This is a genomic window from Stenotrophomonas sp. YJH_SMC_54 (assembly GCF_059368435.1).
Genome location: NZ_JCAFRS010000012.1, coordinates 109,200 through 131,803, shown reverse-complemented (window position 1 = coordinate 131,803; position 22,604 = coordinate 109,200). Strand labels below are relative to the sequence as shown.

The window sequence follows — 22,604 nt, the reverse complement described above, 5'->3', positions numbered from 1 at the left end:
ACTATGGACGGTCAAACGGGCATTTTTATGGTGGTTCATCCGGGCTCTTTGGGGTCTGGAGAGGTGTGGTAACCACCATTTTCCAAAGATGTCCCGGATGAACAACGTACAGAGAGATCACAGTTAGTCGACTGCTCTTCCATCAGATCGCGAAAACCCCGCGCTGCGCGCGATAGTCGACTAACAGTCGACTCTATCGGCGAATGCCCCGCGCAGCAGCGTGGCGAAATTGCGGATCAACGGGGTTACCCGTTCGCGATGCCACGCCAGCTGCACTTCCGAATGGGCACCGGCATCGGCCAGCGCCACGAAGCGCGATCCTTCCACCCGGATGTGATCGCACGAAGACGGCAGGATCGCGGCGCCCAGGCCTGCGGCGGCCAGGCTGATCAGCGTCGAGGCTTCACCCGCCTCCTGCACGATGCGCGGCGTGAATCCGGCAGCCGCGCACAACGCGATCATGTGGTCATGGATGCCGGCACCGGCACTGCGGCGGAACGCCACGAATGGCTCCTGCGCGAAGTCGCGCAGCGACAGCGTGCCCTGCTTCGACAGTCTGCGCAGGGCAGGATGGTCGGCATGCACGATCAACGCCAGCGGATCGACGAACAGGCTGTGCGCCACCAGTTCCGGCGGCAGCGCACGCTTGCGGATGATGCCCACGTCCAGTGAGCCGTCGAGCAGCGCGTCGATCTGCTGCAGGGTGTTCATCTCGCTCAGCTGCAGCCGCACCTGCGGATACTGCTGGCGGTAATGCAGGATCGAACGCGGAATCTGCGGCGACAGCGGCGTGGCGCGGGTCAGGCCGATGTGCAGTTCACCCTGCTCACCGCGCTGCGCGCGCTGTACCTCGTCCACCGCCGTTTCCACCTGCTGCACGATGGCGCGTGCACGTTCCTGCAGCAGCTCGCCCGCAGGCGTCAGCTGCACACGACGATGGCTGCGCACGAACAGGCGCGCACCGATCAGGTCCTCCAGCTGGCGGATCTGCTGGCTGAGCGGCGGCTGCGACATGCCCAGCCGCTCCGCCGCCTGGCCGAAGTGCAGCGTATCGGCAACAGCGAGGAAGTAACGCAGGTGGCGGAGTTCGATGGACATGGGGCCAGTTTATTCATCGTCAGCCGGAAATGAATCAGAGATGGGATCCGATCCCGTGCCGACCAACGGTCGGCACCCACCAACAGCAGCTGGCACCAACAGCAGCAACCAACTGTCGAAGGCGGGGTGGGTCCGGTTGCGGGGGCGTGAGCCGCATGGATGCGGCGACCGAGCTTACAGGGACGTACTTGCAGCGTCCCCCGCAACCGGACCCACCCCGCCATCTCACGGAAGCCCGGCTTTTGACGTTGCAGTTGCAGTTGCAGTTGCCGTTGACGTTGATTCGGCAGGTGCAGGGCGCAGCCCTGCCGAACACCCCTCACCGCTCCGAATGCCCGCTCTGGTCGTAATCGCGTGGGCTGAACAACTCCGGCTGGATCAGCTCGATGAACGCCCGCGCCTGCGCCGACAGCGCCTTGCCCCGGCGCACGATCACCCCGTAACTGCGTTCCGGGAACCAGCGCTTCATCGACCGCGCCGCCAACCGCTCGCGGTCGGCCTCGTTCAGGCACAGCGCCGGCACGATCGAAATGCCCATGCCCATCGCCACGTACTGCTTGATCACCTCCCAGCCGCCGACCTCCAGTGCCACGGTGTAGGCGATGCGGTGGCGCTGGAACACCTGGTCCACCAGGCGATAGGTGATCTGCCGCTTCGGCGGCAGTACCAGCGGATAGCGCGCGATGTCGGCCAGCTCCAGCTCGCCGCCACTGGCCAGCGGATGATCGTGCGGTGCGATCAGCACCTGCTCGAAGCGGTAGGCCGGGGCGTAGCTCAGGTCGGCCGGCACATCGGTCATCGAACCGATCGCCAGGTCGGCGGCATCCTCGCGCAGCAGGTCGGTGCCGTCGGCGCTGATCGCGTTGTGCAGGGTCAGGCGCACGTCCGGGTGATGCAGGCGGAAGCGTTCGACGATCTTCGGCAGCAGGTAGAGGATGGTGGAACTGTTGGCGGCGATGTTCAGTTCGCCCGCATCCAGGCCGCGCACCTTGTCGCGGAAGCGCGCCTCCAGCCCGTCCAGGTTTTCCACCAGTGGCTGCGCCATTTCATACAGCAGCTGGCCCTCGCGGCTGGGCACCAGGCGGCGCCCGCTGCGCTCGAACAGCGCCACCCCCAGCTCCCGTTCCAGCGCCTGCAACTGAAGGCTGATCGCCGGCTGGCTGACGAAAAGTGCCTCAGCCGCCCGTGAGACCGAGCCCAGGCGCACGGTCTGGCAGAACGCGCGCAGCGGCTTCAACCGGTCGGATTTGTAGGAAAAACGCGGACTTGGCGAGGGGCGCGTGGTCATGGCGTCACAAGTATTAGCACAATTTATGTAAAGCATTGCAAAAACTGTTTTGCCAAATACTCCGGCCCAGCGGCACCGTGGAGTCGTTCCCCCACCGCTGGAGTCGCCCCATGTCCGCCGTCGCTTCCGCTGTTCCCACCCCTGCCAGCAAGGCTACCCCCGGCATCGCCCTGGCGACCCGCGTGGCCGGCCAGGACACCGTGCTGCCGGCGCCGCTGCTGGCCCTGCTGGTGTCGCTGCACCGTGCGGTGGAACCGGGCCGGCAGGCACGGCTGCAGGCCCGCCGCGAGCGCCAGGCGTTCTTCGACCAGGGCGGCCTGCCGGACTTCCGCGAAGACACCACCGCGATCCGCAACGGCGACTGGCGCGTTGCCCCGCTGCCGGCCGCGCTGCAGGACCGCCGCGTCGAGATCACCGGCCCGACCGACCCGAAGATGGTCATCAACGCGCTGAACTCCGGCGCCAAGGTGTTCATGGCCGACTTCGAGGATTCGACCTCGCCGACCTGGCGCAACCTGCTGGCCGGGCAGCAGTCGCTGGCGGCGGCGGTGCGCGGTGATCTGCAATTCACCGCTGCAAATGGCAAGCACTACAGCCTGCGCCCGTACGACGAGCAGGCGGTGCTGATCGTGCGCCCGCGCGGCTGGCACCTGGACGAAAAGCACGTGGCCATCGACGGCCAGCCGCTGGCCGGTGGCCTGTTCGACGCGGCGGTGTTCGCCTTCCACAACGCCCGCACCCTGCAGGCGAAGGACCGCGGCCCGTACTTCTACCTGCCCAAGCTGCAGAGCATGGAAGAGGCGGCGCTGTGGGAGACCGCGCTGTCGCACATCGAAGGCATGCTCGGCCTGCCGCATGGCCAGATCAAGGTGACGGTGCTGATCGAAACGCTGCCGGCGGTGTTCGAGATGGACGAGATCCTGCACGCGCTGCGTGACCGCATCGTCGGCCTGAACTGCGGGCGCTGGGACTACATCTTCTCGTACCTGAAGACCTTCCGCCGCCACGCCGACCGCGTGCTGCCCGAACGCGGCCAGGTGACCATGACCCAGCCGTTCCTGAAGGCCTATTCGGAACTGCTGATCCAGACCTGCCACCGCCGCGGTGCGCATGCGATGGGGGGCATGGCCGCGCAGATTCCGATCAACAACGATGCCGCCGCCAACGAACAGGCGATGGCCCGCGTGCGCGCCGACAAGCTGCGCGAAGTCACCGCCGGCCATGACGGCACCTGGGTTGCGCACCCGGCGCTGATTCCGGTGGCGATGGCGATCTTCGACGAACACATGCCCGGTGCGAACCAGCACAGCGTGCTGCGCCAGGACGTGCGCGTCGGCCGCGACGAACTGATCGCACGGCCGCCGGGCACCATCACCCGCGCCGGTTTCGAAGGCAACGTGGAAGTCTGCGTGCGCTACCTGGCCGCTTGGCTGGATGGCAACGGCTGCGTGCCGATCCACCACCTGATGGAGGATGCGGCCACCGCCGAGATCAGTCGCAGCCAGCTGTGGCAGTGGCTGCACACGCCGGGCCAGCAGCTGGACGACGGCACCGCGATCGACCTCGCGCTGCTGGATTCCACCCTCTCGCAGCTGCCGGCACGGCTGGGCGATACCGCCGCGCTGCCCGGTGGCGCACGCATCGGCGAGGCCATCGCCCTGCTCGGCGAACTGAGCCGCAGCGACGAACTGACCGATTTCCTGACCCTGCCGGCCTACGCGCGCATCGACTGACCGACTGCCCGCAAACCCGCCGTTTCCCTCCCCGTTGCACGCACGAACCGAACTGGAGAAAGACATGAGCAAGCTGCCCACTGCCGAACAGATCCAGCACGACTGGGATACCAACCCGCGTTGGGAAGGCATCCAGCGCAACTACAGCGCCGCCGACGTGGTGCGCCTGCGCGGCACCGTCCACATCGAGCATTCGCTGGCCCGGCTGGGTGCGGAGAAGCTGTGGGCATCGCTGCATGAGCGCGAGTTCGTCAACGCGCTGGGTGCGCTGACCGGCAACCAGGCCATGCAGCAGGTCAAGGCCGGGCTGAAGGCGATCTACCTGTCCGGCTGGCAGGTGGCGGCCGACGCCAACCTGGCCGGTCAGATGTATCCGGACCAGTCGCTGTACCCGGCCGATTCGGTGCCGGCGGTGGTCAAGCGCATCAACAACACGCTGCTGCGTGCCGATCAGCTGCACCACGCCGAAGGCAAGGATGACATCGACTTCCTGCAGCCGATCGTGGCCGACGCCGAAGCCGGTTTCGGCGGCGTACTCAACGCCTTCGAACTGATGAAGGCGATGATCGAGGCCGGCGCCGCCGGCGTGCATTTCGAAGACCAGCTGGCGTCGGTGAAGAAGTGCGGCCACATGGGCGGCAAGGTGCTGGTGCCGACCCGCGAGGCCATCGAGAAGCTCAACGCCGCACGCCTGGCCGCCGACGTGCTGGGCGTGCCGACCCTGCTGGTCGCGCGCACCGATGCCGAGGCCGCGGATCTGCTGACCAGTGACATCGACGGCAACGACCGCCCGTTCACCACCGGCGAGCGCACCGTCGAGGGCTTCTACAAGACCCGCAATGGCTTGGACCAGGCGATCAGCCGTGGCCTGGCCTACGCGCCCTACGCCGACCTGGTGTGGTGCGAGACCGGCAAGCCGGACCTGGAATTCGCACGCAGGTTCGCCGAGGCGATCCATGCGAAGTTCCCGGGCAAGCTGCTGGCCTACAACTGCTCGCCCAGCTTCAACTGGAAGAAGAACCTGGACGACGCCACCATCGCCAAGTTCCAGCGTGAGCTGGGCAGCTATGGCTACAAGTTCCAGTTCATCACCCTGGCCGGCTTCCACGCGCTGAACTACGGCATGTTCAATCTGGCCCACGGCTACGCACGCCGCCAGATGAGCGCGTTCGTGGAACTGCAGGAAGCCGAGTTCGAAGCCGCCGAGCGTGGCTTCACCGCGGTCAAGCACCAGCGCGAGGTTGGCACCGGCTACTTCGATGCCGTGACCCAGGCGATCCAGCAGGGCCAGTCCTCGACCACCGCGTTGACCGGCTCGACCGAAGAAGAGCAGTTCCACGGCGGGCGCAGCGAACGCGCCGCGTGATGCGATCGTGCCGGCCGCTGGCCGGCACCCACGTGCGCCTTCGGGCATTACGGGGAAGCCGGCGAGCGGCCGGCTCTACCGGAGGCGCGAATCCGATCAGGGTGGCCAGGGAAGGGCCAGGCAACGCCGGCCGGTCGGGGGACCTGCCGGCGTTGTTGTATCGATGGAAACGCGATGAACGCATGCAGCGTCAATCCAGCGCACCCCACAGTCCGGCAACTTGGCCGAAACCCTGTGAAGGTGGCCATCAGATTGATCCGGAACGACTTTTCCCTGGACCGTGGCGGGCAGAACGGCCACCGTGCGCCTTCACGTCGGGAAAGCGGACCACAAGGCTCAAAATGAGATAGGGCGCACATTTTAAAGCGGTGCTATGCTCCGCGGCTCACCAGGGGACGCTGGCGGCGGGTGCAGGGAATGACCGGCAGGGGTGCGGCCGAGAACAGTGATGTGACGTCAGGTATCGCCCGGGTGGCGATGGCCGAGATCGTGCATGCGCTGCTATCCGATGCCGAGGTCGCATTGTTCGCCAGATTTGCCCGTCCACGCAAGCTTCATGCCGGGCAGTGGCTGTTCCAGCGTGGCCACCGTGGCGAGCGCATGTACGTGATCCTGGAAGGCCAGATCGAACTGGATTTCGGCGAGGACCTGGTGATCAAGACCCTCGGGCAGCAGGAGTTCTTCGGTGAGCTGGGCCTGCTGGTGGGTGACCACCCGCGCAGCGCCAGTGCGCGCGCCCTGGTGGACTGCGAGGTGCTTGAGCTGGGGCCCGCCGACTTCCATCGTCTGGTGGAATCCGATCCGGGCCTGGTCGCCTACTTCCTGCGCCGCACGATCATGCGCGTGCTGACCAACGAACAGGCCCTGATCAGCCAGCTGCGCCGGCGCAACCATGATCTGGAAACCGCGCTGGACAATCTGTACATCACTACCCACCAGCTGACCCACACCCGTGAACTGGTGCGTACCGATGAACTGACCGGGCTGCACAACCGCCGTGGCCTCACCCTGTACCTGCAGGAATGCCGCGCCGATGGCAGTGGGCTGCCGCAGGCGCTGCTGCTCATTGACTGCGACCGCTTCAAGCAGATCAATGACCGCCATGGCCACCAGGCCGGCGATCGCGTGCTGCAGAGCATGGGCAACATCCTGCGCTCGATGGCCGGCGAGCAGGACCTGGCCTGCCGGCTCGGCGGTGACGAGTTCTGCCTGATCCTGCGTCGTGGCAACCACGAGATCGTGCAGCACGCGGCAGAGTTCATCCTCAGCGCGGTACACGGCCTGCTCGAGCGCAGCCACGGCACGCCGCACGTCAGCCTGGTCAGCATCGGTGCCAGCCTGCTGGACCCGGATGCGGGCTGGAGCGAGTGGTACGCCAGCGCGGATCGTGCGCTGTACCAGGCCAAGCGTGATGGTGGCAACTGCCTGCGTTGGGCAGACGCAGTGGACTCACCCTAGATCGGGAGACAGAGGCGATGAATGGCGACAACGGAACGTCGGCGCCGCACAACCAGCAACTGCGCGCCCTGCTGTTCACCGACCTGTGTGACTCGCTGCTGCTGGTCGAACGCATCGGCGATGTCGCTGCCGCCGAACTGTTCCAGGAACACGACCGGCTGGTGCTGGCGCTGCAGCAGCGCTGGAACGGCCAGCTGATCGATCGCTCCGACGGGCTGTTCATGCTGTTCGAGCGCCCGATCGACGCGCTTGGCTTCGCATTGGATTACCAGCGTGGGCTGCAGCCGCTGGGGCAGAGACACGAGATCCATCTGCAGGCGCGGGCCGGTCTGCATGTGGGCGATGTGCTGACCTGGGAGAACAGCGCCGAGGCAGTGCGGGCTGGCGCCAAGGCGATTGAAGTCGAAGGCCTGGCCAAGCCGACGGCGGCGCGCCTGATGCAGTTGGCACGTCCGGGCCAGATCCTGCTTTCGGCGGTGGCCGAATCCATCGTGCGTCGCTCCAGTGGGTCGCTGGGCGCGATGGCTGAAGGCCTGCAATGGCGATCGTTCGGGCGATGGCGCTTCAAGGGCGTGAGCCAGCCAGCCGAAGTCTACGGCGTGCAGGCGGCGGGCATGCCCACGCCGGGGCGGCTGCGGCACACGGCCAAGGCCCGGCGTGATCTTCCGTTATGGCGCCGTCCGCTGGCGATGGCGGCGCAGGCCGCCGTACTGCTGGCCGCGGTGCTTGGCGTCTGGTTGCTGACCCGGCCACAGCCGGCCATCGCGTTCGCCGAACGCGACTGGGTGGTGCTCGGCGGGCTGCATAACCTCACCGGCAATCGACTGCTCGATGACGCCCTGGACCAGGCGTTCCGGATCAGTCTCGAGCAGTCCCGCTACGTCAACGTCGTCAGTGACGACCGCGTCGGCCGCACCCTTGAGATGATGCGGAAACCGCCGGATCGCGGTGTCCGTGAACGTGGCGATGCCGCCGCTGTGGCGGTGCGCACGGGCGCCCGCCTGGTGTTCGTGCCATCGGCGACCGATGTCGGCGGCCGAACCCGCTTCAGCGTGGAGGTGGTCGAGCCGTCGACGCTGCGCACCCTGGCCGTGGTGTCCGCCGATGCGAAGGCGGGTGCGGTACTGGCGGCGGTGGACGATGTTTCGCGCCAGCTGCGCGATCGCCTGGGCGAAGAGCCCGCATTGATCCAGCGCGACAGCCAATCCCTGCCGGAGGTGACCACGGGCAGCATGGATGCGTTGCGTGCGTTTGCCTTGGGCCAGAAGCGCTACAGCCGAGGAGATTTCAACGGCGCGATGGCATTCTTCGGGCAGGCGATCGAGGTCGATCCTGAGTTCGCCCTGGCATGGCTGGGCCAAGCCCGCTGTCGCTTCGCCATGATGAATTACCGCGATGCCCGGCGTCTGCTGGCAGAGGCTGATCGTCGATCAGGGCACCTTACGCCACGCGAGCGCCTGTACGTGCAGAACTGGGCGCTGCAGATCAGTGATCCGGATCGCGCCACCGATGGCTGGGCGCGCATGGCGGAGCTGTATCCGGATTACATGCCTGCAAGCTACAACGCCGGTCTGAATCTTTTCCACGAGAACCGCCTTGCCGAGGCCCTGGCGCTTTCCAGGCGTGTTGCACAAAGCAGGGTCGAGCTGCCTGAGATCGCGCAGGACCAGTACGGCCGCGCCTTGCTGGCCAGCGAGCGCTACGCAGAGGCTGACATCGCGTTCAGTCGTGCCGCCGGCAATGGTTGGGAAGGTGCATTGATGCGCCAGGCGACGGTGGCGGCAGCGCGTTCCGAGTTCGAGAAGGCCAATGCGCTGCTTGCGCGGATCGATCCAGGCAACTTCCATGCTGGCAATTTCGCTACCACGATTGCGCTTGACCAAGGCGATGTCGAGGGCGCCATCAAGCTCGCCGAACAGGGAAGGATGCTTGCCGGACAGCGCCAGGGCATGGATCGGTACAACTTCGACATGCCCCTGGCCGTCGCCTACATGATGGCCGGCAGAAGGTCGAAGGCGCTGATGGTGGCGCGCGTGGCCGCGACCGCGCCGTTCGCAGAGCTGAGCGGCGAACCCGCGGTGGAGGTAGTGGATCGCCTGGTTGCAGCACACGCGGCAGCCTTGCTGGCACTGAGACTGGGCGATGCCGCACCGGCCAAGGCGGTCCAGGCCCGGATGAACGCGCTTCAGGATCTCCCTGACAGCAGCGTGTTGCGCCAGTACGTCACCCTGTTGGCCGGGCGGATGATGCAGCATGAGGGCCGGCCCCAGGCCGGGCTGGACCTGCTCGTACCGCTGTTGAAGAAGCAGCCACGCCTGCAGGTGCGGCTGGCAGTGCGTGACCTGGCGCTGGAGGCGGGCCTGAAGGATGTTGCCCAGGAGCAGACGCGTTGGCTGCGTGATCGCCCCGGATTTGCATATGCAGAAGCGCAATGCAGCTTCTGCCTGCAGGCGCTTAACGTAGTGGATGTGCGGAGGCTCATGGCGGCGCCGGCAATCGAGGCCGCCGACACCATGGCCTCGATGCCTCAGCGCAGCGTGCGCGGCGAGCCGTAACCGTCCTCCAGCATCGGCACGGAGTAGCCGGTACCACTGGTCAGCATGGCGATGATCTGGTCTTCGGCCTGTGCGATGACGTCTTTCTCCGCCAGGCAGATGTTCTTGCAGCAATCCTGGACGAACTGCTGAAGGTCAGCCGGGTTGGATGGAACGTGTCCAGCCAGCAGTATCGCGGCAGCCGTGTCGGTGGCGAAGAGCTGGCGGAAGGTGTCATCGGTGGCGAGGCGCTGAACCAGCGTCCTTGCGACCGGCAGCGAGAGCGTCAACGTGGGCATTGTGTCCTGCATCCATGGAGTGTCGAGGGGCAGTGGTGATGTCGGCTTGGCAAAGCGGTTCTTGAGAGGGTAGAGCGGGAGATGTAAAGGAATCGGGTCGCGGTTCGATAACGTGGATTCACGATGAAGGAAGGGCTGATCCGATGGATGTCAGGCGCTGCGCGATCGTAATGGTACAGCCCACCGAGCAGATCCGGTTTGAGTTTGAGGGCCTGCTGCGCGGTGGTGATGGGCTGGTGCGCACGCTTGCCTGGGAGGCACTCGCCCCCCACCTGGATGGACCGGTGGTGCTGGACGCTGCGGCACAGGCACTGCTGGGAAGTCTGAGCCCAAGTGCATGGACCACGCTTGAGGCAGGGGAGGCCTGTTCACCCGCGATGGACCTGCTGATCGCCAGTGGCCTGGTGTTGATCCGCGGACAGGATGACGATGTTGCCGCTCGTGACGAGCGGCTGCGTGCAACGCATTGGCACCCCCTGGCTGCGGTCATGCATGCCTTCTCACGCTGGGAGGATGTTGACGCCGTTCGCAACATGCGTGAATCACAGATCGAAACGGCCTCGCAGATGCGCAGGACGTTGGGACCGCCGCCACCGCACGCTGCCGCTGCCGACGCTGGGTTGGTACCACTGCCGCCTCAGCAGTCCAACGATTTCGACGCACTGCTGGCGCGGCGCGTCACCTGCCGGAACTTCGATGTCACCCGATCACTGCCGCTGTCCCTGCTGAGCCAGATGCTGCAACGGGCATTCGGCAGCAGCAGCTGCCAGCGCGAAGGCGATGATCTGGTGTTCCTGAAGAAGAACGTACCTTCGGGCGGCGGACTGCATCCTGTGGAAGCCTACGTGCTGGTGCGCAATGTCGATGGACTTGCCGCGGGCATGTACCTCTATCGAGCGCAGGGCCACGGACTGATGCCGGTTGAGTGCCCCGTGGCCATCGATCGCGACTTCGTGATGTCCATGGTCGGGCAGCAGCACTGGTTCGCGGATGCGCACGTGCTGGTGGTCCTGGCCCCGCGTTTCAACAGGACGTACTGGAAGTATCGCCAGCATGGGAAAAGCTATCGGGTTGTCGCGATGGAGGCGGGACATCTATCCCAGACGCTGTACCTGGCGGCCACGGATGCCGGCCTGGGAGCATTCATTACTGCAGCGATCAACGAAAAGCCCATCGAACGTGCCCTGGGCCTGGACACGATCAACGAGGGGGTACTCGCGGTCTGCGGTTTCGGATGGCGTGCATCACGGATGACGACCAGCGAACTGGACCCGGCAGGCGTGATCTGGAACCTTGAAGACCGCGCGGGCTGACCCCGCGCGGCCTCTGCTGCATCACGCCGCGTCGAAGTCCACCAGCACCGCGCCATCACCCACCTGGTCGCCGGCCTTGGCGCGATAGCCCTTCACCGTGCCATCGGCCGGTGCCTGCAGGGTGTGCTCCATCTTCATCGCTTCCAGCACCACCAGCGGCGTGCCGCGCTTGACCTCGGTACCGGCGGCGACCAGCGTGGCGACGATCCTGCCCGGCATCGGCGCCAGCAGGCTGCCGGCATCGGCCACGGCGTGGTCTGATTCGCCCACGGGATCATGCAGGGTGAAACGGTGCTGGCCATCGGCGCCGAACAGATACAGCTGGTCACCGTCGCGCAGCAGCTGCAGAGTCCAGCGGCGCTCGCCCAGCTGTACCGCCAGCCCCTGTGCATCGGCCGTGCCGGTCACCCGCATCGGTGCCGCGTCATCGCATTGCACGCGCCAGCCACCGGCCTGCGTCCAGACCTTCAGCGTGTGCCGGCGCTCGCCCTGCTGCAGCGGCAGCACGCGCGGCGCAGACGCGCCGAGGCGCCAGCCGTCCTGTGCCTGCCATGGCGAATGCGGGTCACGGGCATCGGTGGTGGCACCGGCAGTGCTTGCAACAGCGGCCACGGCGGCCAGCTGCCACAGGGCATCATCCGTGTCGCCCACTGCGCTCAATGCCGCCTGTTCGCGTTCGATCAGCGCGGTATCCAGCCTGGCGTGCGCGAACGAATCGGTATTCACCAGCCGGCGCAGGAAGCCGGCATTGGTGGTCACGCCTACCACCTGGCAGTCGGCCAGCGCCTGGCTCATGCGGCGCAGCGCGGCATCGCGGTCCACGTCCCAGACGATCAGCTTGGCAATCATCGGGTCGTAGTACGGGGTGATGCTGTCGCCTTCCTCCACGCCGGTATCCACGCGCACATGGGCCGACGGGGCCGGCAGGCGCAGGCGGCGCAGGGTGCCGGTGGAGGGCAGGAAGCCACGGTCGGCATCTTCGGCATACAGGCGCGCTTCGATCGCGTGGCCGTGGATGGCCAGCTGCTCCTGGCGCAGCGGCAGCGGCTGGCCCGAGGCCACGCGCAGCTGCCATTCCACCAGGTCGGTACCGGTGATGTACTCGGTGACCGGGTGCTCGACCTGCAGGCGGGTGTTCATTTCCATGAAGTAGAAATCGCCGTCCGGGCCGGCGATGAACTCCACCGTGCCCGCACCTTCATAGCCCACCGCGCGCGCGGCATCGACCGCCGCCTTGCCCATCGCAGCACGACGTTCCGCGCTCATGCCCGGGGCCGGCGCTTCTTCCAGCACCTTCTGGTGGCGGCGCTGCACCGAGCAGTCGCGCTCGAACAGGTACACCGCGTCACCGTGGCTGTCGCCGAATACCTGGATCTCGATATGGCGCGGGCGCTCGACATACTTCTCGACCAGCACGTGGTCGTTGCCGAACGCCGAGGCCGCCTCGCGCTGGCAGCTGGCCAGCGCATCGACGAAGTCCTCGCTGCGCTCGACCTTGCGCATGCCCTTGCCACCGCCACCGGCGCTGGCCTTGATCAGTACCGGGTAGCCGATGGCGTCGGCCTGCGTGCGCAGGAAGTCCGGTGCCTGCTGGTCGCCGTGGTAGCCCGGGGGCAGCGGTACACCCGCCTTGGCCATCAGCGCCTTGGCCGCGCTCTTGTCGCCTATCGCGCGGATGGCGCTGGCCGGCGGCCCGATGAAGGTGATGCCGGCGGCGGCGCAGGCATCGGCGAAGTCGGCATTCTCGGACAGGAAGCCGTAGCCGGGGTGGATGGCCTGCGCGCCGGTCGCGCGTGCCGCGTCGAGCAGCGCATCGCCGCGCAGGTAGCTCTCACGCGCGGCGGCCGGACCAATGTGGATGGCTTCGTCGGCCAGGCGCACGTGGCGCGCGTTGCGGTCGGCATCGGAATACACCGCCACGGTGGCGATGCCGAGGCGGCGGCAGGTGGCGATGACGCGACAGGCGATTTCGCCACGGTTGGCGATCAGGACTTTGGTGAACATGGCAACGGGCTTCATGGGAGCGTGCTCGGTCATGGCATGGATTACATGCGGAACACGCCGAAGCGCGTCTGCTGCGGGGCGGCGTTGAGGCTGGCCGACAGCGCCAGGGCCAGCACCCGGCGAGTGTCGGCCGGATCGATCACGCCGTCGTCCCACAGGCGCGCGCTGGCGTAGTACGGGTGGCCCTGCTGCTCGAACTGGTCGCGGATCGGCGCCTTGAACGCGTCTTCCTCCGCAGCCGGCCACTGGCCGCCCTTGGCTTCGATGCCATCGCGCTTGACCGTGGCCAGCACGCTGGCGGCCTGCTCGCCGCCCATCACGCCGATGCGTGCGTTCGGCCACATCCACAGGAAGTTCGGCGAGTACGCGCGGCCGCACATGCCGTAGTTGCCGGCGCCGAACGAACCGCCGATCACCACGGTGAACTTGGGAACCTTGGCGCAGGCCACCGCCATCACCAGCTTGGCGCCGTCCTTGGCGATGCCGCCCTGTTCGTACTTGCGGCCGACCATGAAGCCGGTGATGTTCTGCAGGAACACCAGCGGAATGTTGCGCTGGGTGCACAGTTCGATGAAATGCGCACCCTTCAGCGCCGACTCGGAGAACAGGATGCCGTTGTTGGCGATGATGCCGATCGGGTAGCCGTTCAGATGGGCGAAGCCGGTGACCAGCGTTGCGCCATAGCGCGGCTTGAACTCGTCGAAGCGCGAGCCATCGACCAGGCGCGCGATCACTTCGCGCACGTCGTAGGGCTTGCGCGTATCGGCGGGAATCACGCCATACAGTTCATGCGCCGGCAGCAGCGGTTCCTCGGGCGCCTGCACCGCCATCGCCGGTTCCGGCTTGCGCCAGTTCAGCTGGGCGATGATCGCGCGTACCCGCGCCAGCGCCTGCAGGTCGTTGTCGGCCATGTGGTCGGCCACCCCGGAAATGCGCGTGTGCACGTCGGCACCGCCCAGTTCTTCGGCGGTCACCACTTCACCGGTGGCCGCCTTCACCAGCGGCGGGCCGCCGAGGAAGATGGTGCCCTGTTCGCGCACGATTACCGTCTCGTCGCTCATCGCCGGCACGTAGGCGCCACCGGCGGTGCAGCTGCCCATCACGCAGGCGATCTGCGGAATGCCCTGCGCCGACAGGTTGGCCTGGTTGTAGAAGATGCGGCCGAAATGGTCGCGGTCGGGGAAGACTTCATCCTGCAGCGGCAGGAACGCGCCGCCGGAGTCGACCAGGTAGATGCAGGGTAGGTGGTTCTGCTCGGCGATCTCCTGCGCGCGCAGGTGCTTCTTCACCGTCATCGGGTAGTAGGTGCCGCCCTTGACCGTGGCATCGTTGGCCACGATCACGCACTCCACGCCGCTCACCCGGCCGATGCCGGCCACCACGCCGGCGGCCGGCACGGCGTCTTCGTACATGCCATGCGCGGCCAGCGGCGCGATTTCGAGGAAGGCGCTGCCGGGGTCGAGCAGGGCGTCGATGCGGTCACGCACCAGCAGCTTGCCGCGTGCGGTGTGCTTGGCGCGTGCGGCTTCGCTGCCACCCAGCGCGGTGCGCGCCAGGGTGGCGTGCAGATCGTCGACCACGGCCTGCATGGCCGCGCGGTTGGCTTCAAAGGTATCGCTGCCCGGTTGCAGCTGGCTGTTCAGGACGGTCATCGCGGTGGCCTTACAGGGTGCGCTGGAACAGTTCGCGGCCGATCAGCATGCGGCGGATCTCCGAGGTGCCGGCGCCGATTTCATACAGCTTGGCGTCGCGCCACAAGCGGCCGGTCGGGTATTCGTTGATGTAGCCGTTGCCGCCCAGAATCTGGATCGCCTGGCCGGTCAGCCAGGTGGCCTTCTCGGCGGCGTACAGGATGGCACCGGCGGCGTCCTGGCGGGTGGTGCGGCCCTGGTCGCAGGCGCGCGCCACGGCATAGACATAGGCGCGGCAGGCGCCCAGGCCGACGTACATGTCGGCGATCTTGGCCTGGATCAGCTGGAAGCTGCCGATCGCCTCACCGAACTGGTGGCGCTCGTGCACGTACGGCATCACCACGTCCATCGCCGCGGCCATCAGGCCCAGCGGGCCGCCGGACAGCACCACGCGCTCGTAGTCCAGGCCGGACATCAGCACGCGCACGCCACCGCCAACCTGGCCTAGCACGTTTTCTTCCGGCACTTCGCAGTCCTGGAACACCAGCTCGCAGGTGGGCGAGGAGCGCATGCCCAGCTTGTCCAGCTTCTGCGCGGTGAAGAAGCCCTTCATGCCCTTCTCGACCAGGAACGCGGTGATGCCCTTGGCGCCGGCGTCCATGTCGGTCTTGGCATAGACCACCAGCACGTCGGCATCCGGGCCGTTGGTGATCCACATCTTGTTGCCGTTGAGCACGTAGCGGTCGCCGCGCTTGTCGGCGCGCAGCTTCATCGACACTACGTCCGAACCGGCACCCGGCTCGCTCATTGCCAGCGCGCCGACCAGGCTGCCGTCGCACAGGCCGGGCAGGAAGCGCTGCTTCTGTTCTTCGTTGCCGTTCTTGCGCAGCTGGTTCACGCACAGGTTGGAGTGCGCGCCATAGGACAGGCCGATGCCGCCGGAGGCACGCGAGATTTCTTCCATCGCCACCACGTGGGCCAGGTAGCCCATGCCGGTGCCGCCGTATGCTTCTTCCACGGTGAGGCCGAGCAGGCCCTGTTCGCCCAGCTTCGGCCACAGGGCCAGCGGGAACTGGTTGCTGGCATCGGCCTCGGCGGCCAGCGGTGCGACCTCGGCGGCGGCAAAATGGGCCACGCTCTGGCGCAGCAGGTCGATGTCTTCGCCAAGGTCGAAGTTCAGGGATGGCACGTGCATTGTGGTGGCTCCACGACGGGATGGCAGGAAATGGACGCACCCGGCGGGGGAGCGGGCGGCGGTCTGCAGGACCGCTGCCCGCACGGGCGATTGGACCCAGCGTAGCGGGGTTCGGATAAGAAGTGAATACAAATTCAAAAATTGAAACCAGAATCAAAACATGGCCTACAAACGCTCTGCACTGATGGAAGAACGCCTGGCCGGGGCCCGTGAACGGATCCTGCTGGCCACCCGTGAGCTGGTCGCCACCGGCGGCTGGCGCAACGCCCCGGTGACCGCCGTGGCGACCCAGGCGGGGGTATCCACCGGCCTGATCTATCGCCATTTCCCGTCCAAGGCCGAGCTGTTCGTGGAGGTGCTCAACGCCGCGGTGGCCCACGAGGTCGCGATCATGGAGCGCATCGCCAGCGGTCCAGAGGCGGCCAGCGAGCGGCTGCGGCTGGCGATCACCGCCTTCGTACGCCGCGCCCTGGCCGGGCCGGGGCTGGCCCATGCCTTCATCGTCGAGCCGGTCGACCCGGACGTGGAAGCCGAACGCATGCGTGGCCGTCGTGCCTTTGGGGATGTCTTCCTGCGGCTGGTGGAGGAGGGCGTGGCCGCCGGTGAGCTGCCGGCGCAGGACGCGCATGTGGCCGCCGCCTGCCTGGTCGGCGCCTTCACCGAGGCGATGGTCGGCCCGACCGCACCCAGCCGCGAAGCGCACCGCGACGAAGACGCGCTGGTGGATGCGATCTGCAGCTTCTGCCTGCGCGCGATCGGCGCCCGGTAACGTGGTAGAGCCGGCCGCTGGCCGGCTTCTGTTGCTGGGGTCAGATCCCTTCTGCGCCGCAAAAGGGATCTGACCCCAGCCCCTGGCATGTTGCGCCGCACCAGCAGTGACGCCTGTTGTCGCACGCAAAGCGCGTTCTATACTCGGTCCATCACGCAGTCGCTCAGCCGTGGTCCAACGACTATCAGCCAGGGGTAACGAAGAGTGCGGAATTACGATCTGGAGTTCCTGAAACGCTTCTCCATGGTGATCGCGCTGCTGGCGACCATCACCCTCGGCCTCATCCTCCTAGCCGCCTACATCCACACCCGGATTCCACCCGAGGTGTCGCCGACGGCGGCCAAGCGCACCGAACAGCGCATTTCGCCCACCGGCGCGGTCTATGCCGGCAGCACCGGCGCCGCCGCGCAGGCAGCGGCCAAGGCCGCCGCGCTGGCCAAGGCCGCCTCGCAGGTGGCCTACGGCGGCACCAAGGACGGCAAGGTCATCTTCGACAACCTGTGCACCGCCTGCCACACCACCGGCGTGGGCATGGCGCCGACGCTGGACCATTCGCACTGGGACAAGCGCATCGCGCAGGGCAAGGACACCCTCTACAAGCACGCCATCGAGGGCTACACCGGCCCGGATGGCGGCATCATGCCGCCCAAGGGTGGCAACCCGGCGCTGACCGAGGAACAGATCCACGCCACCGTGGACTGGATGCTGGGCAACCTGAAGTAGGCGCCGGGACGGCCAAACCGCGAAACGGCGGAAACGTCGAAACATGGAACGGCCGAACGGGATGGCGGAACCGCGGGAAGGGAGTAGAGTCGACTGTTGGTCGACTGCTCTTCCCAACGCCACCGAAAAAGCCCGCGCTGCGCGCGATAGTCGATTAACAGTCGACTCTACCCGCCGGTCGCCCCAATCGCCGCGGTCGTTCTCCGTCTGCCGCCGGCGGCTTTGCCGGCCAAGGCCAAAACCGCGCGCGTCGCTGGGGTTTCGCATTTCAGGGTTAGTCTGTGCGCCTCTTCCATGGAGTCGCCCGTTGATGCGCCGCCGTTCCCTCGCCCTTGCCCTGTCCCTGCTGCTGCCGGCCGGCGCCTTTGCCCAGGCCCAGCCGCAGGCCGCACCGGTCGCGTCGCCCTCGGCCGCGCGCAGCAGCGCCACCGTGGTGCTGACCGCCGCGCCGGCCGACTGGCGTGTGCTGGATGGCCAGCGCGTGCGCATCGCCGCACCGCTCACCCTGGCCGGTACCGACGGCCTTGAGCGCTTTGGCCAGCTCACCGTGGCCTTCGATGGCCGTCTCTGGCAGCCCACCGAAGTGGCCGCGCCGGGTACTGCCGGCTACGAGCAGGTGATGGCCGACAACCAGCGCCGCCGGCTGGTGCTGGACGACGGCAGCGATGCCCGCGACCCGGCCAGCGTGGCCTACCTGCCGGCCCACCCGGTGCTGCGCACCGGCATGCAGCTGCGCGATGTGCAGGGCATCGTGCGCGTGGACGCACAGGGCCATCCGCGCCTGCAGGTCGAAGGCGTGCTGAAGCTGCCGGAGCTGAAGCGTCCGGCGGTGCCGACCGTGCCGGGCAGCCTGCACGTGGCGGCCTTCAACCTGGAGAACTTCTTCAATGGTGATGGCCAGGGCGGTGGCTTCCCGACCCTGCGTGGTGCGCGCACGCTGGACGAGCACAAGGCGCAGGTGGCCAAGCTGGTCACCACGGTCAACGCGCTGGGCGCCGATGTCGCCGCGCTGATGGAACTGGAGAACGATGGCTATGGTCCGCAGTCGGCCATTGCCGAACTGGTCGACGCACTCAACCGCGACCGTGGCGCGCAGGGCGACTGGCGCTTCGTCGATGCCGGCAACGGCCCCGGCGACAATCCGATCCGGGTTGGCATCATCTACCGCAGCAGCCGCCTGCAGCCGCTGGGCAAGCCGGCCACGCTGACCGGTGGCCCGTTCGTCGAGCACAGCCGCGTGCCGCTGGCGCAGGCCTTCCAGGGCAAGCAGGGCGCGCCGTTCGTGGTGGTGGCCAACCACTTCAAGTCGAAGGGCTGCCGCGACGCCGCCGGTGCCGACGCCGACCACAACGACAACCAGGGCTGCTGGAACGCCACCCGCGTGACCTCGGCGCAGCAGCTGCACGCCTGGCTGCAGACCGACCCGACCGGTACCGGTGCAAAGGACGCGGTGCTGCTCGGCGATTTCAATGCCTACGCGATGGAAGACCCGATCCGCACCCTGCATGACCTGGGCTGGCAGGACGCGTTCAAGGTCGCCAAGGTCGAGCATCCCTACAGCTACGTCTACAACGGCTATACCGGCCGCCTCGACCACGCGCTGTTGAGCCCGGGCATGGCCAAGCGCCTGCGCGGTGCCGCCGAGTGGCACAGCAACGCCGACGAGCAGGATGCCAGCGGCTACCAGGACCGCAACGTGCAGGGCCCGTGGCGCAGCTCCGACCACGACCCGCTGCTGCTGGGTTTCGACAAATAAGGTTCGGCGGGGATCTGCTCTGGGAGGGACCTTGATCGGCACGGATCCTGCCGTTGCTTTTGATCTTCCAGTCCGTCTTCAAGCGAGCCGAGCATCGCAGGTGAATCAGGGGCGAAGAGGCGCCGATGTTTGAGCGCAGCGAGTTCGGCGCCGTCCCCTGGTTCATCGAGAAGCGCAGGGTACCGGTGCACAGCACCGGCTCGCGGCTGGCGGCGCGCTTCTTTTGGTTACTTTTCTTTTCGCGCGAAAAGAAAAGTGACATCCCACCGCGGGCGCGGAAATGGCCCGCCGCAACCAACGCTCACCCCCAGGCGATCAACCCGATCGCCAGCACCGCCAGCGCCAGGCCGGCGCGGTTCCACTTCGTGGTGGCCTCGCCGAAGGCGAACACGCCTACCAGCGCGCCCAGCACCACCACGCCGATGTTCATGCCGGCGAACACGGTGGCCGGGCTGTCCGGCATCGACTGGTGAGCGTGCACATAGAAGAGGATGTTGCCGCCATTGAGCAGGCCCAGCAGCGCACCTGCGCCGAGGTTGCGCCAGGCCAACCGGCTGCGGCCACTGGCGTGCCGCCACAGCTGCAACGCCAGCATCAGCACGAAGGCCACGCTGAAGCTGGCCAGCACCGCCGCCATCGAGGGCGTGCCGGACAGCGCCACCTGCTTGAGCAGCACGTCCACCACCGCGAAGCCGGCCCATACCGCCAGCAGCCAGCCCCAGCCACCGGGCGAGGACGCCACCGCCGGGCCGCGCGGGCGCAGGCTGATGGCCACCATCGCCAGCAGGCCCAGGCCGAGCCCGGCCAGCTTCCACGGCGTGGCAGTCTGGCCGAAGAACAGGAAGGCGGCCGCCAATGACAGCAGCAGCGACAGCCGCTGCGCCACGTCGCTGCGGACGATGCCGGCCACCGCCACCGCGCGGCCCAGCACCAGGAAAATCGAGGGCAGCACCACCGCCAGCGCCAGCAATGACAGCCACGGCGCGTGCGGCGCGCGCAGCGCATCCAGCGGCGGCTGCAGTACCACGGCGGTGAGCGTTGCCGCCACCAGATAGTTCCAGGTGACCATCTGCGAAACATCCAGCTGGCGGCGTCCGGCCACCTTCAACAACACCGAAACCAGCACGCTGCAGATCACGGCCAAAGACAGGTAGAGCATGGGACGGGCACAGGGCAGGGGCGGGGGACGGTATCATGGTGCCATGCACAAGCACTCATTCCCCGTCGCCCCCGGCGAAACCGCCTGCCTCGAACTGGACGGCCCGGCCGGCCCGCTGGAAGTGGTCGTCGACCTGCCCAAGGCCGATGTGCCGGTGCAGCCGATCGTGGCCATCGTCTGCCATCCGCTGTCCACCGAGGGTGGCACCCTGCACAACAAGGTGGTCACCATGACCGCCACCACCCTGCGCGAGCTGGGCATCGCCACGGTGCGCTTCAACTTCCGCAGCGTGGGTGGTTCGGCCGGTGAGTTCGACCATGGCGTGGGCGAGCAGGACGACCTGAAGGCCGTCGCCGCCTGGGTGCGCAGCCAGCGTCCGGACGACCGCCTGTGGCTGGCCGGTTTCAGCTTCGGCGCGTTCGTTTCACTGAAGGCCGCGGCCGAGTTGCAGCCGGAAGCGCTGATCTCGATCGCGCCGCCGGCCGGCCGCTGGGACTTCGATGGCATCGCCCCGCCGGCCCGCTGGCTGGTGATCCAGGGCGAGCAGGACGAGATCGTCGACCCGCAGGCTGTCTACCAGTGGCTGGACTCGCTGGATTTCCCGCATGAGCTGGTGCGCATGCCCGAGACCAGCCACTTCTTCCACCGCAAGCTGATCGACCTGCGCGGCGCGCTGACCCACGGCGTGAAGCACTGGCTGGGCGCGGCGGCATGAGTGCAACCGAGCTGACCCCGTCGCAGCGGTACGCGGAAGGGGTTGCCCGTGGCGACTGGCAGAACGACCCGGCCCAGCATGCGGCGCTGGCCGAGCTGGACCGCATCCACCTGGGCCTGCTGGACAGTGCCGAGGACGGTTGGCTGGACCGCCTGTCCTCGTTCTGGAAGAAGCCCGAGCCGGTCAAGGGCCTGTACTTCTGGGGCGGCGTCGGCCGCGGCAAGACCTTCCTGGTTGATCTGTTCTACGACGGGCTGCCGATCAAGCAGAAGTACCGCACCCACTTCCACCGCTTCATGCGCAGCGTCCACGAGCGCCTGCGCGAGCACCAGGGCCAGAGCGACCCGCTGGCGAAGATCGCCCAGGAATGGCGCAGCAACCTGCGCGTGCTGGTGCTGGACGAGTTCTTCGTCACCGACATCGGCGATGCGATGCTGCTGGCGCGGCTGCTGGAGCGCCTGTTCGCCGAGGGCGTGACCCTGGTCACCACCTCCAACACCGCAGTGGAGAACCTGTACCTCAACGGCCTGCAGCGCGAGAGCTTCCTGCCGGCCATTGGCCTGCTGCAGCGCTTCTGCGTCGAGCTGTATGCCGAAGGTACCGAGGATTACCGCATGCGCGCGCTGACCCGCTCGCCGGTATACCGCGCACCGCTGGCGGCCGACAGCGATGAGTGGCTGGCCACGCGCTGGAACGAGCTGAGCGGCGGCCAGCCGGCCAAGCCCGGCAACATCGAGATCGAGGGCCGCAAGATCCCGGTGCGTGGCCGCGGCAAGAGCATTGCCTGGTTCGATTTCGCCGCGCTGTGCGAAGGCCCGCGCGGGCCCTCGGATTACATCGAGATCGCGCACGAGTTCAACACGGTGCTGCTGGGCGGCATTCCCGCCTTCGACCGCCTGAACGAAGATGCCGCGCGCCGCTTCGTCAACCTGATCGACGAGCTGTACGACCGCCACGTCAACCTGGTCTGCACCGCCAGCACCTCGCCGGTCGAGCTGTACACCGGCCAGCGCCTGCAGGGCGCTTTCGAACGTACCGCCTCGCGCCTGATCGAAATGCAGAGCGCCGAGTACCTGGGTACCCCACACCGGGCGTGAGGGGCCTGCGGGCGTACGTTGCCGGCCAGCGGCCGGCACGACCCCCCTGGGATTCCGGTAGTGCCGGCCGCTGGCCGGCAATGATCGGGGGAAGGAGGGCGCAACGGCGTTTCCCTGCGGCCGCTCCTCCGGCCTGGCCGACACATGCAGCCTCGGGTCGCTGCCCGGCGGGTGATCCCGGCGTCCACCGGATTCCCACCGGCTGCCCACCACCTATCCACAGGGTTGTCCCTAGCCAGTTTCATCACTGTCATGTGAAGCTGTCATTGTTCCGTTTTCGCGGTGCGTTGTACCACCGCAATGACGTCTTTCGGGCTTGACTGCGCAGCCCGTTCCGGCAGGTCTGAAGCGTCTGATCCGGACGCCGGTGGCACGATCCTTGCGGCGCAAGGGATTGCCGAATTTCACTACATTTGGCGTTGACGGGCCCCATCACCCCCACTATCTTGTGGCCGTCGGTCGCAGC

Annotated in this window: 17 protein-coding genes; 10 read left to right on the top strand and 7 right to left on the bottom strand. The window is 67.2% G+C overall.

Annotated features, from left to right (window positions below; translation table 11 throughout):
- Positions 1-180: 180 nt before the first annotated feature.
- Together AC5P5S_RS14730 and AC5P5S_RS14725 are read right to left on the bottom strand one after the other, a co-directional pair.
- A complete protein-coding gene (locus AC5P5S_RS14730) occupies positions 181-1,098 on the bottom strand; it encodes a LysR family transcriptional regulator (RefSeq protein ID WP_062606042.1) in 918 nt (305 codons plus the stop codon).
- 319 nt (positions 1,099-1,417) lie between these two features.
- Complete coding sequence (locus tag AC5P5S_RS14725; RefSeq protein ID WP_087803475.1) at positions 1,418-2,386, bottom strand: LysR family transcriptional regulator; 969 nt, start codon at positions 2,384-2,386, stop codon at positions 1,418-1,420.
- A gap of 110 nt (positions 2,387-2,496) precedes the next feature.
- Here AC5P5S_RS14725 and aceB point away from each other — a divergent pair, with 110 nt between their 5' ends.
- The 4 genes from aceB to AC5P5S_RS14705 all read left to right on the top strand — a co-directional run bounded on the left by aceB (position 2,497) and on the right by AC5P5S_RS14705 (position 9,498).
- Positions 2,497-4,119, top strand: coding sequence for a malate synthase A (aceB, locus tag AC5P5S_RS14720; RefSeq protein ID WP_005411917.1), 1,623 nt, complete (start codon positions 2,497-2,499; stop codon positions 4,117-4,119).
- 64 nt (positions 4,120-4,183) lie between these two features.
- Positions 4,184-5,485 carry an isocitrate lyase gene (gene aceA, locus AC5P5S_RS14715; protein WP_005407653.1) on the top strand — a complete coding sequence of 434 codons (1,302 nt, stop codon included), beginning with the start codon at positions 4,184-4,186 and terminating at the stop codon, positions 5,483-5,485.
- Positions 5,486-5,902: 417 nt separating this feature from the next.
- The gene (locus AC5P5S_RS14710; protein WP_024956231.1) at positions 5,903-6,943 is read left to right on the top strand and encodes a GGDEF domain-containing protein; all 1,041 of its coding nucleotides are present in this window, start codon (positions 5,903-5,905) and stop codon (positions 6,941-6,943) included.
- Positions 6,944-6,960: 17 nt separating this feature from the next.
- Complete coding sequence (locus AC5P5S_RS14705) at positions 6,961-9,498, top strand: putative peptide modification system cyclase (protein WP_062606038.1); 2,538 nt, start codon at positions 6,961-6,963, stop codon at positions 9,496-9,498.
- Here AC5P5S_RS14705 and AC5P5S_RS14700 read toward each other — a convergent pair.
- Positions 9,471-9,776: an NHLP-related RiPP peptide gene (locus AC5P5S_RS14700; protein ID WP_033833258.1), complete on the bottom strand. Its 306-nt coding sequence runs from the start codon at positions 9,774-9,776 to the stop codon at positions 9,471-9,473. The two genes, AC5P5S_RS14705 and AC5P5S_RS14700, sit on opposite strands and share 28 nt — an antisense overlap.
- 143 nt (positions 9,777-9,919) lie before the next feature.
- Here AC5P5S_RS14700 and AC5P5S_RS14695 point away from each other — a divergent pair, with 143 nt between their 5' ends.
- Positions 9,920-11,089, top strand: coding sequence for a putative peptide maturation dehydrogenase (locus AC5P5S_RS14695; RefSeq protein WP_062606036.1), 1,170 nt, complete (start codon positions 9,920-9,922; stop codon positions 11,087-11,089).
- Between the two features lie 21 nt (positions 11,090-11,110).
- Here the strand turns inward: AC5P5S_RS14695 and AC5P5S_RS14690 are convergent, their stop codons facing one another.
- The 3 genes from AC5P5S_RS14690 to AC5P5S_RS14680 are packed head-to-tail and all read right to left on the bottom strand — an operon-like array spanning position 11,111 to position 15,919.
- Entirely contained in the window at positions 11,111-13,126 is a 2,016-nt protein-coding gene (locus AC5P5S_RS14690; protein WP_495276330.1) for an acetyl/propionyl/methylcrotonyl-CoA carboxylase subunit alpha, read from the bottom strand.
- A gap of 8 nt (positions 13,127-13,134) precedes the next feature.
- The gene (locus AC5P5S_RS14685; protein WP_062606034.1) at positions 13,135-14,745 is read right to left on the bottom strand and encodes a carboxyl transferase domain-containing protein; all 1,611 of its coding nucleotides are present in this window, start codon (positions 14,743-14,745) and stop codon (positions 13,135-13,137) included.
- 10 nt (positions 14,746-14,755) lie between these two features.
- Positions 14,756-15,919, bottom strand: a complete 1,164-nt coding sequence (locus tag AC5P5S_RS14680) for an isovaleryl-CoA dehydrogenase (RefSeq protein ID WP_495276329.1) — start codon at positions 15,917-15,919, stop codon at positions 14,756-14,758.
- A gap of 160 nt (positions 15,920-16,079) precedes the next feature.
- Here AC5P5S_RS14680 and AC5P5S_RS14675 point away from each other — a divergent pair, with 160 nt between their 5' ends.
- From AC5P5S_RS14675 to AC5P5S_RS14665, 3 genes are all read left to right on the top strand, one after another.
- On the top strand, positions 16,080-16,688 hold the full coding sequence (locus tag AC5P5S_RS14675) for a TetR/AcrR family transcriptional regulator (RefSeq protein WP_005411925.1): 609 nt from the start codon (positions 16,080-16,082) through the stop codon (positions 16,686-16,688).
- Between the two features lie 204 nt (positions 16,689-16,892).
- Positions 16,893-17,411, top strand: a complete 519-nt coding sequence (locus AC5P5S_RS14670; RefSeq protein ID WP_005407662.1) for a c-type cytochrome — start codon at positions 16,893-16,895, stop codon at positions 17,409-17,411.
- 310 nt (positions 17,412-17,721) lie between these two features.
- Positions 17,722-19,167, top strand: coding sequence for an ExeM/NucH family extracellular endonuclease (locus AC5P5S_RS14665; protein WP_062606032.1), 1,446 nt, complete (start codon positions 17,722-17,724; stop codon positions 19,165-19,167).
- A 301-nt stretch (positions 19,168-19,468) separates the two neighbouring features.
- Here AC5P5S_RS14665 and AC5P5S_RS14660 read toward each other — a convergent pair whose 3' ends face one another.
- Positions 19,469-20,326 carry an EamA family transporter gene (locus tag AC5P5S_RS14660; protein ID WP_049419239.1) on the bottom strand — a complete coding sequence of 286 codons (858 nt, stop codon included), beginning with the start codon at positions 20,324-20,326 and terminating at the stop codon, positions 19,469-19,471.
- A gap of 43 nt (positions 20,327-20,369) precedes the next feature.
- Between AC5P5S_RS14660 and AC5P5S_RS14655 the strand changes: the two genes are divergently transcribed.
- Together AC5P5S_RS14655 and zapE are read left to right on the top strand one after the other, a co-directional pair.
- Positions 20,370-21,041 (top strand): alpha/beta hydrolase, encoded by a 672-nt coding sequence (locus AC5P5S_RS14655; protein WP_049419240.1) that lies wholly within the window; start codon positions 20,370-20,372, stop codon positions 21,039-21,041.
- Positions 21,038-22,138, top strand: coding sequence for a cell division protein ZapE (gene zapE / locus AC5P5S_RS14650; RefSeq protein WP_033836032.1), 1,101 nt, complete (start codon positions 21,038-21,040; stop codon positions 22,136-22,138). The genes AC5P5S_RS14655 and zapE overlap by 4 nt, the downstream gene beginning before the upstream one ends.
- Positions 22,139-22,604 lie beyond the last annotated feature (466 nt).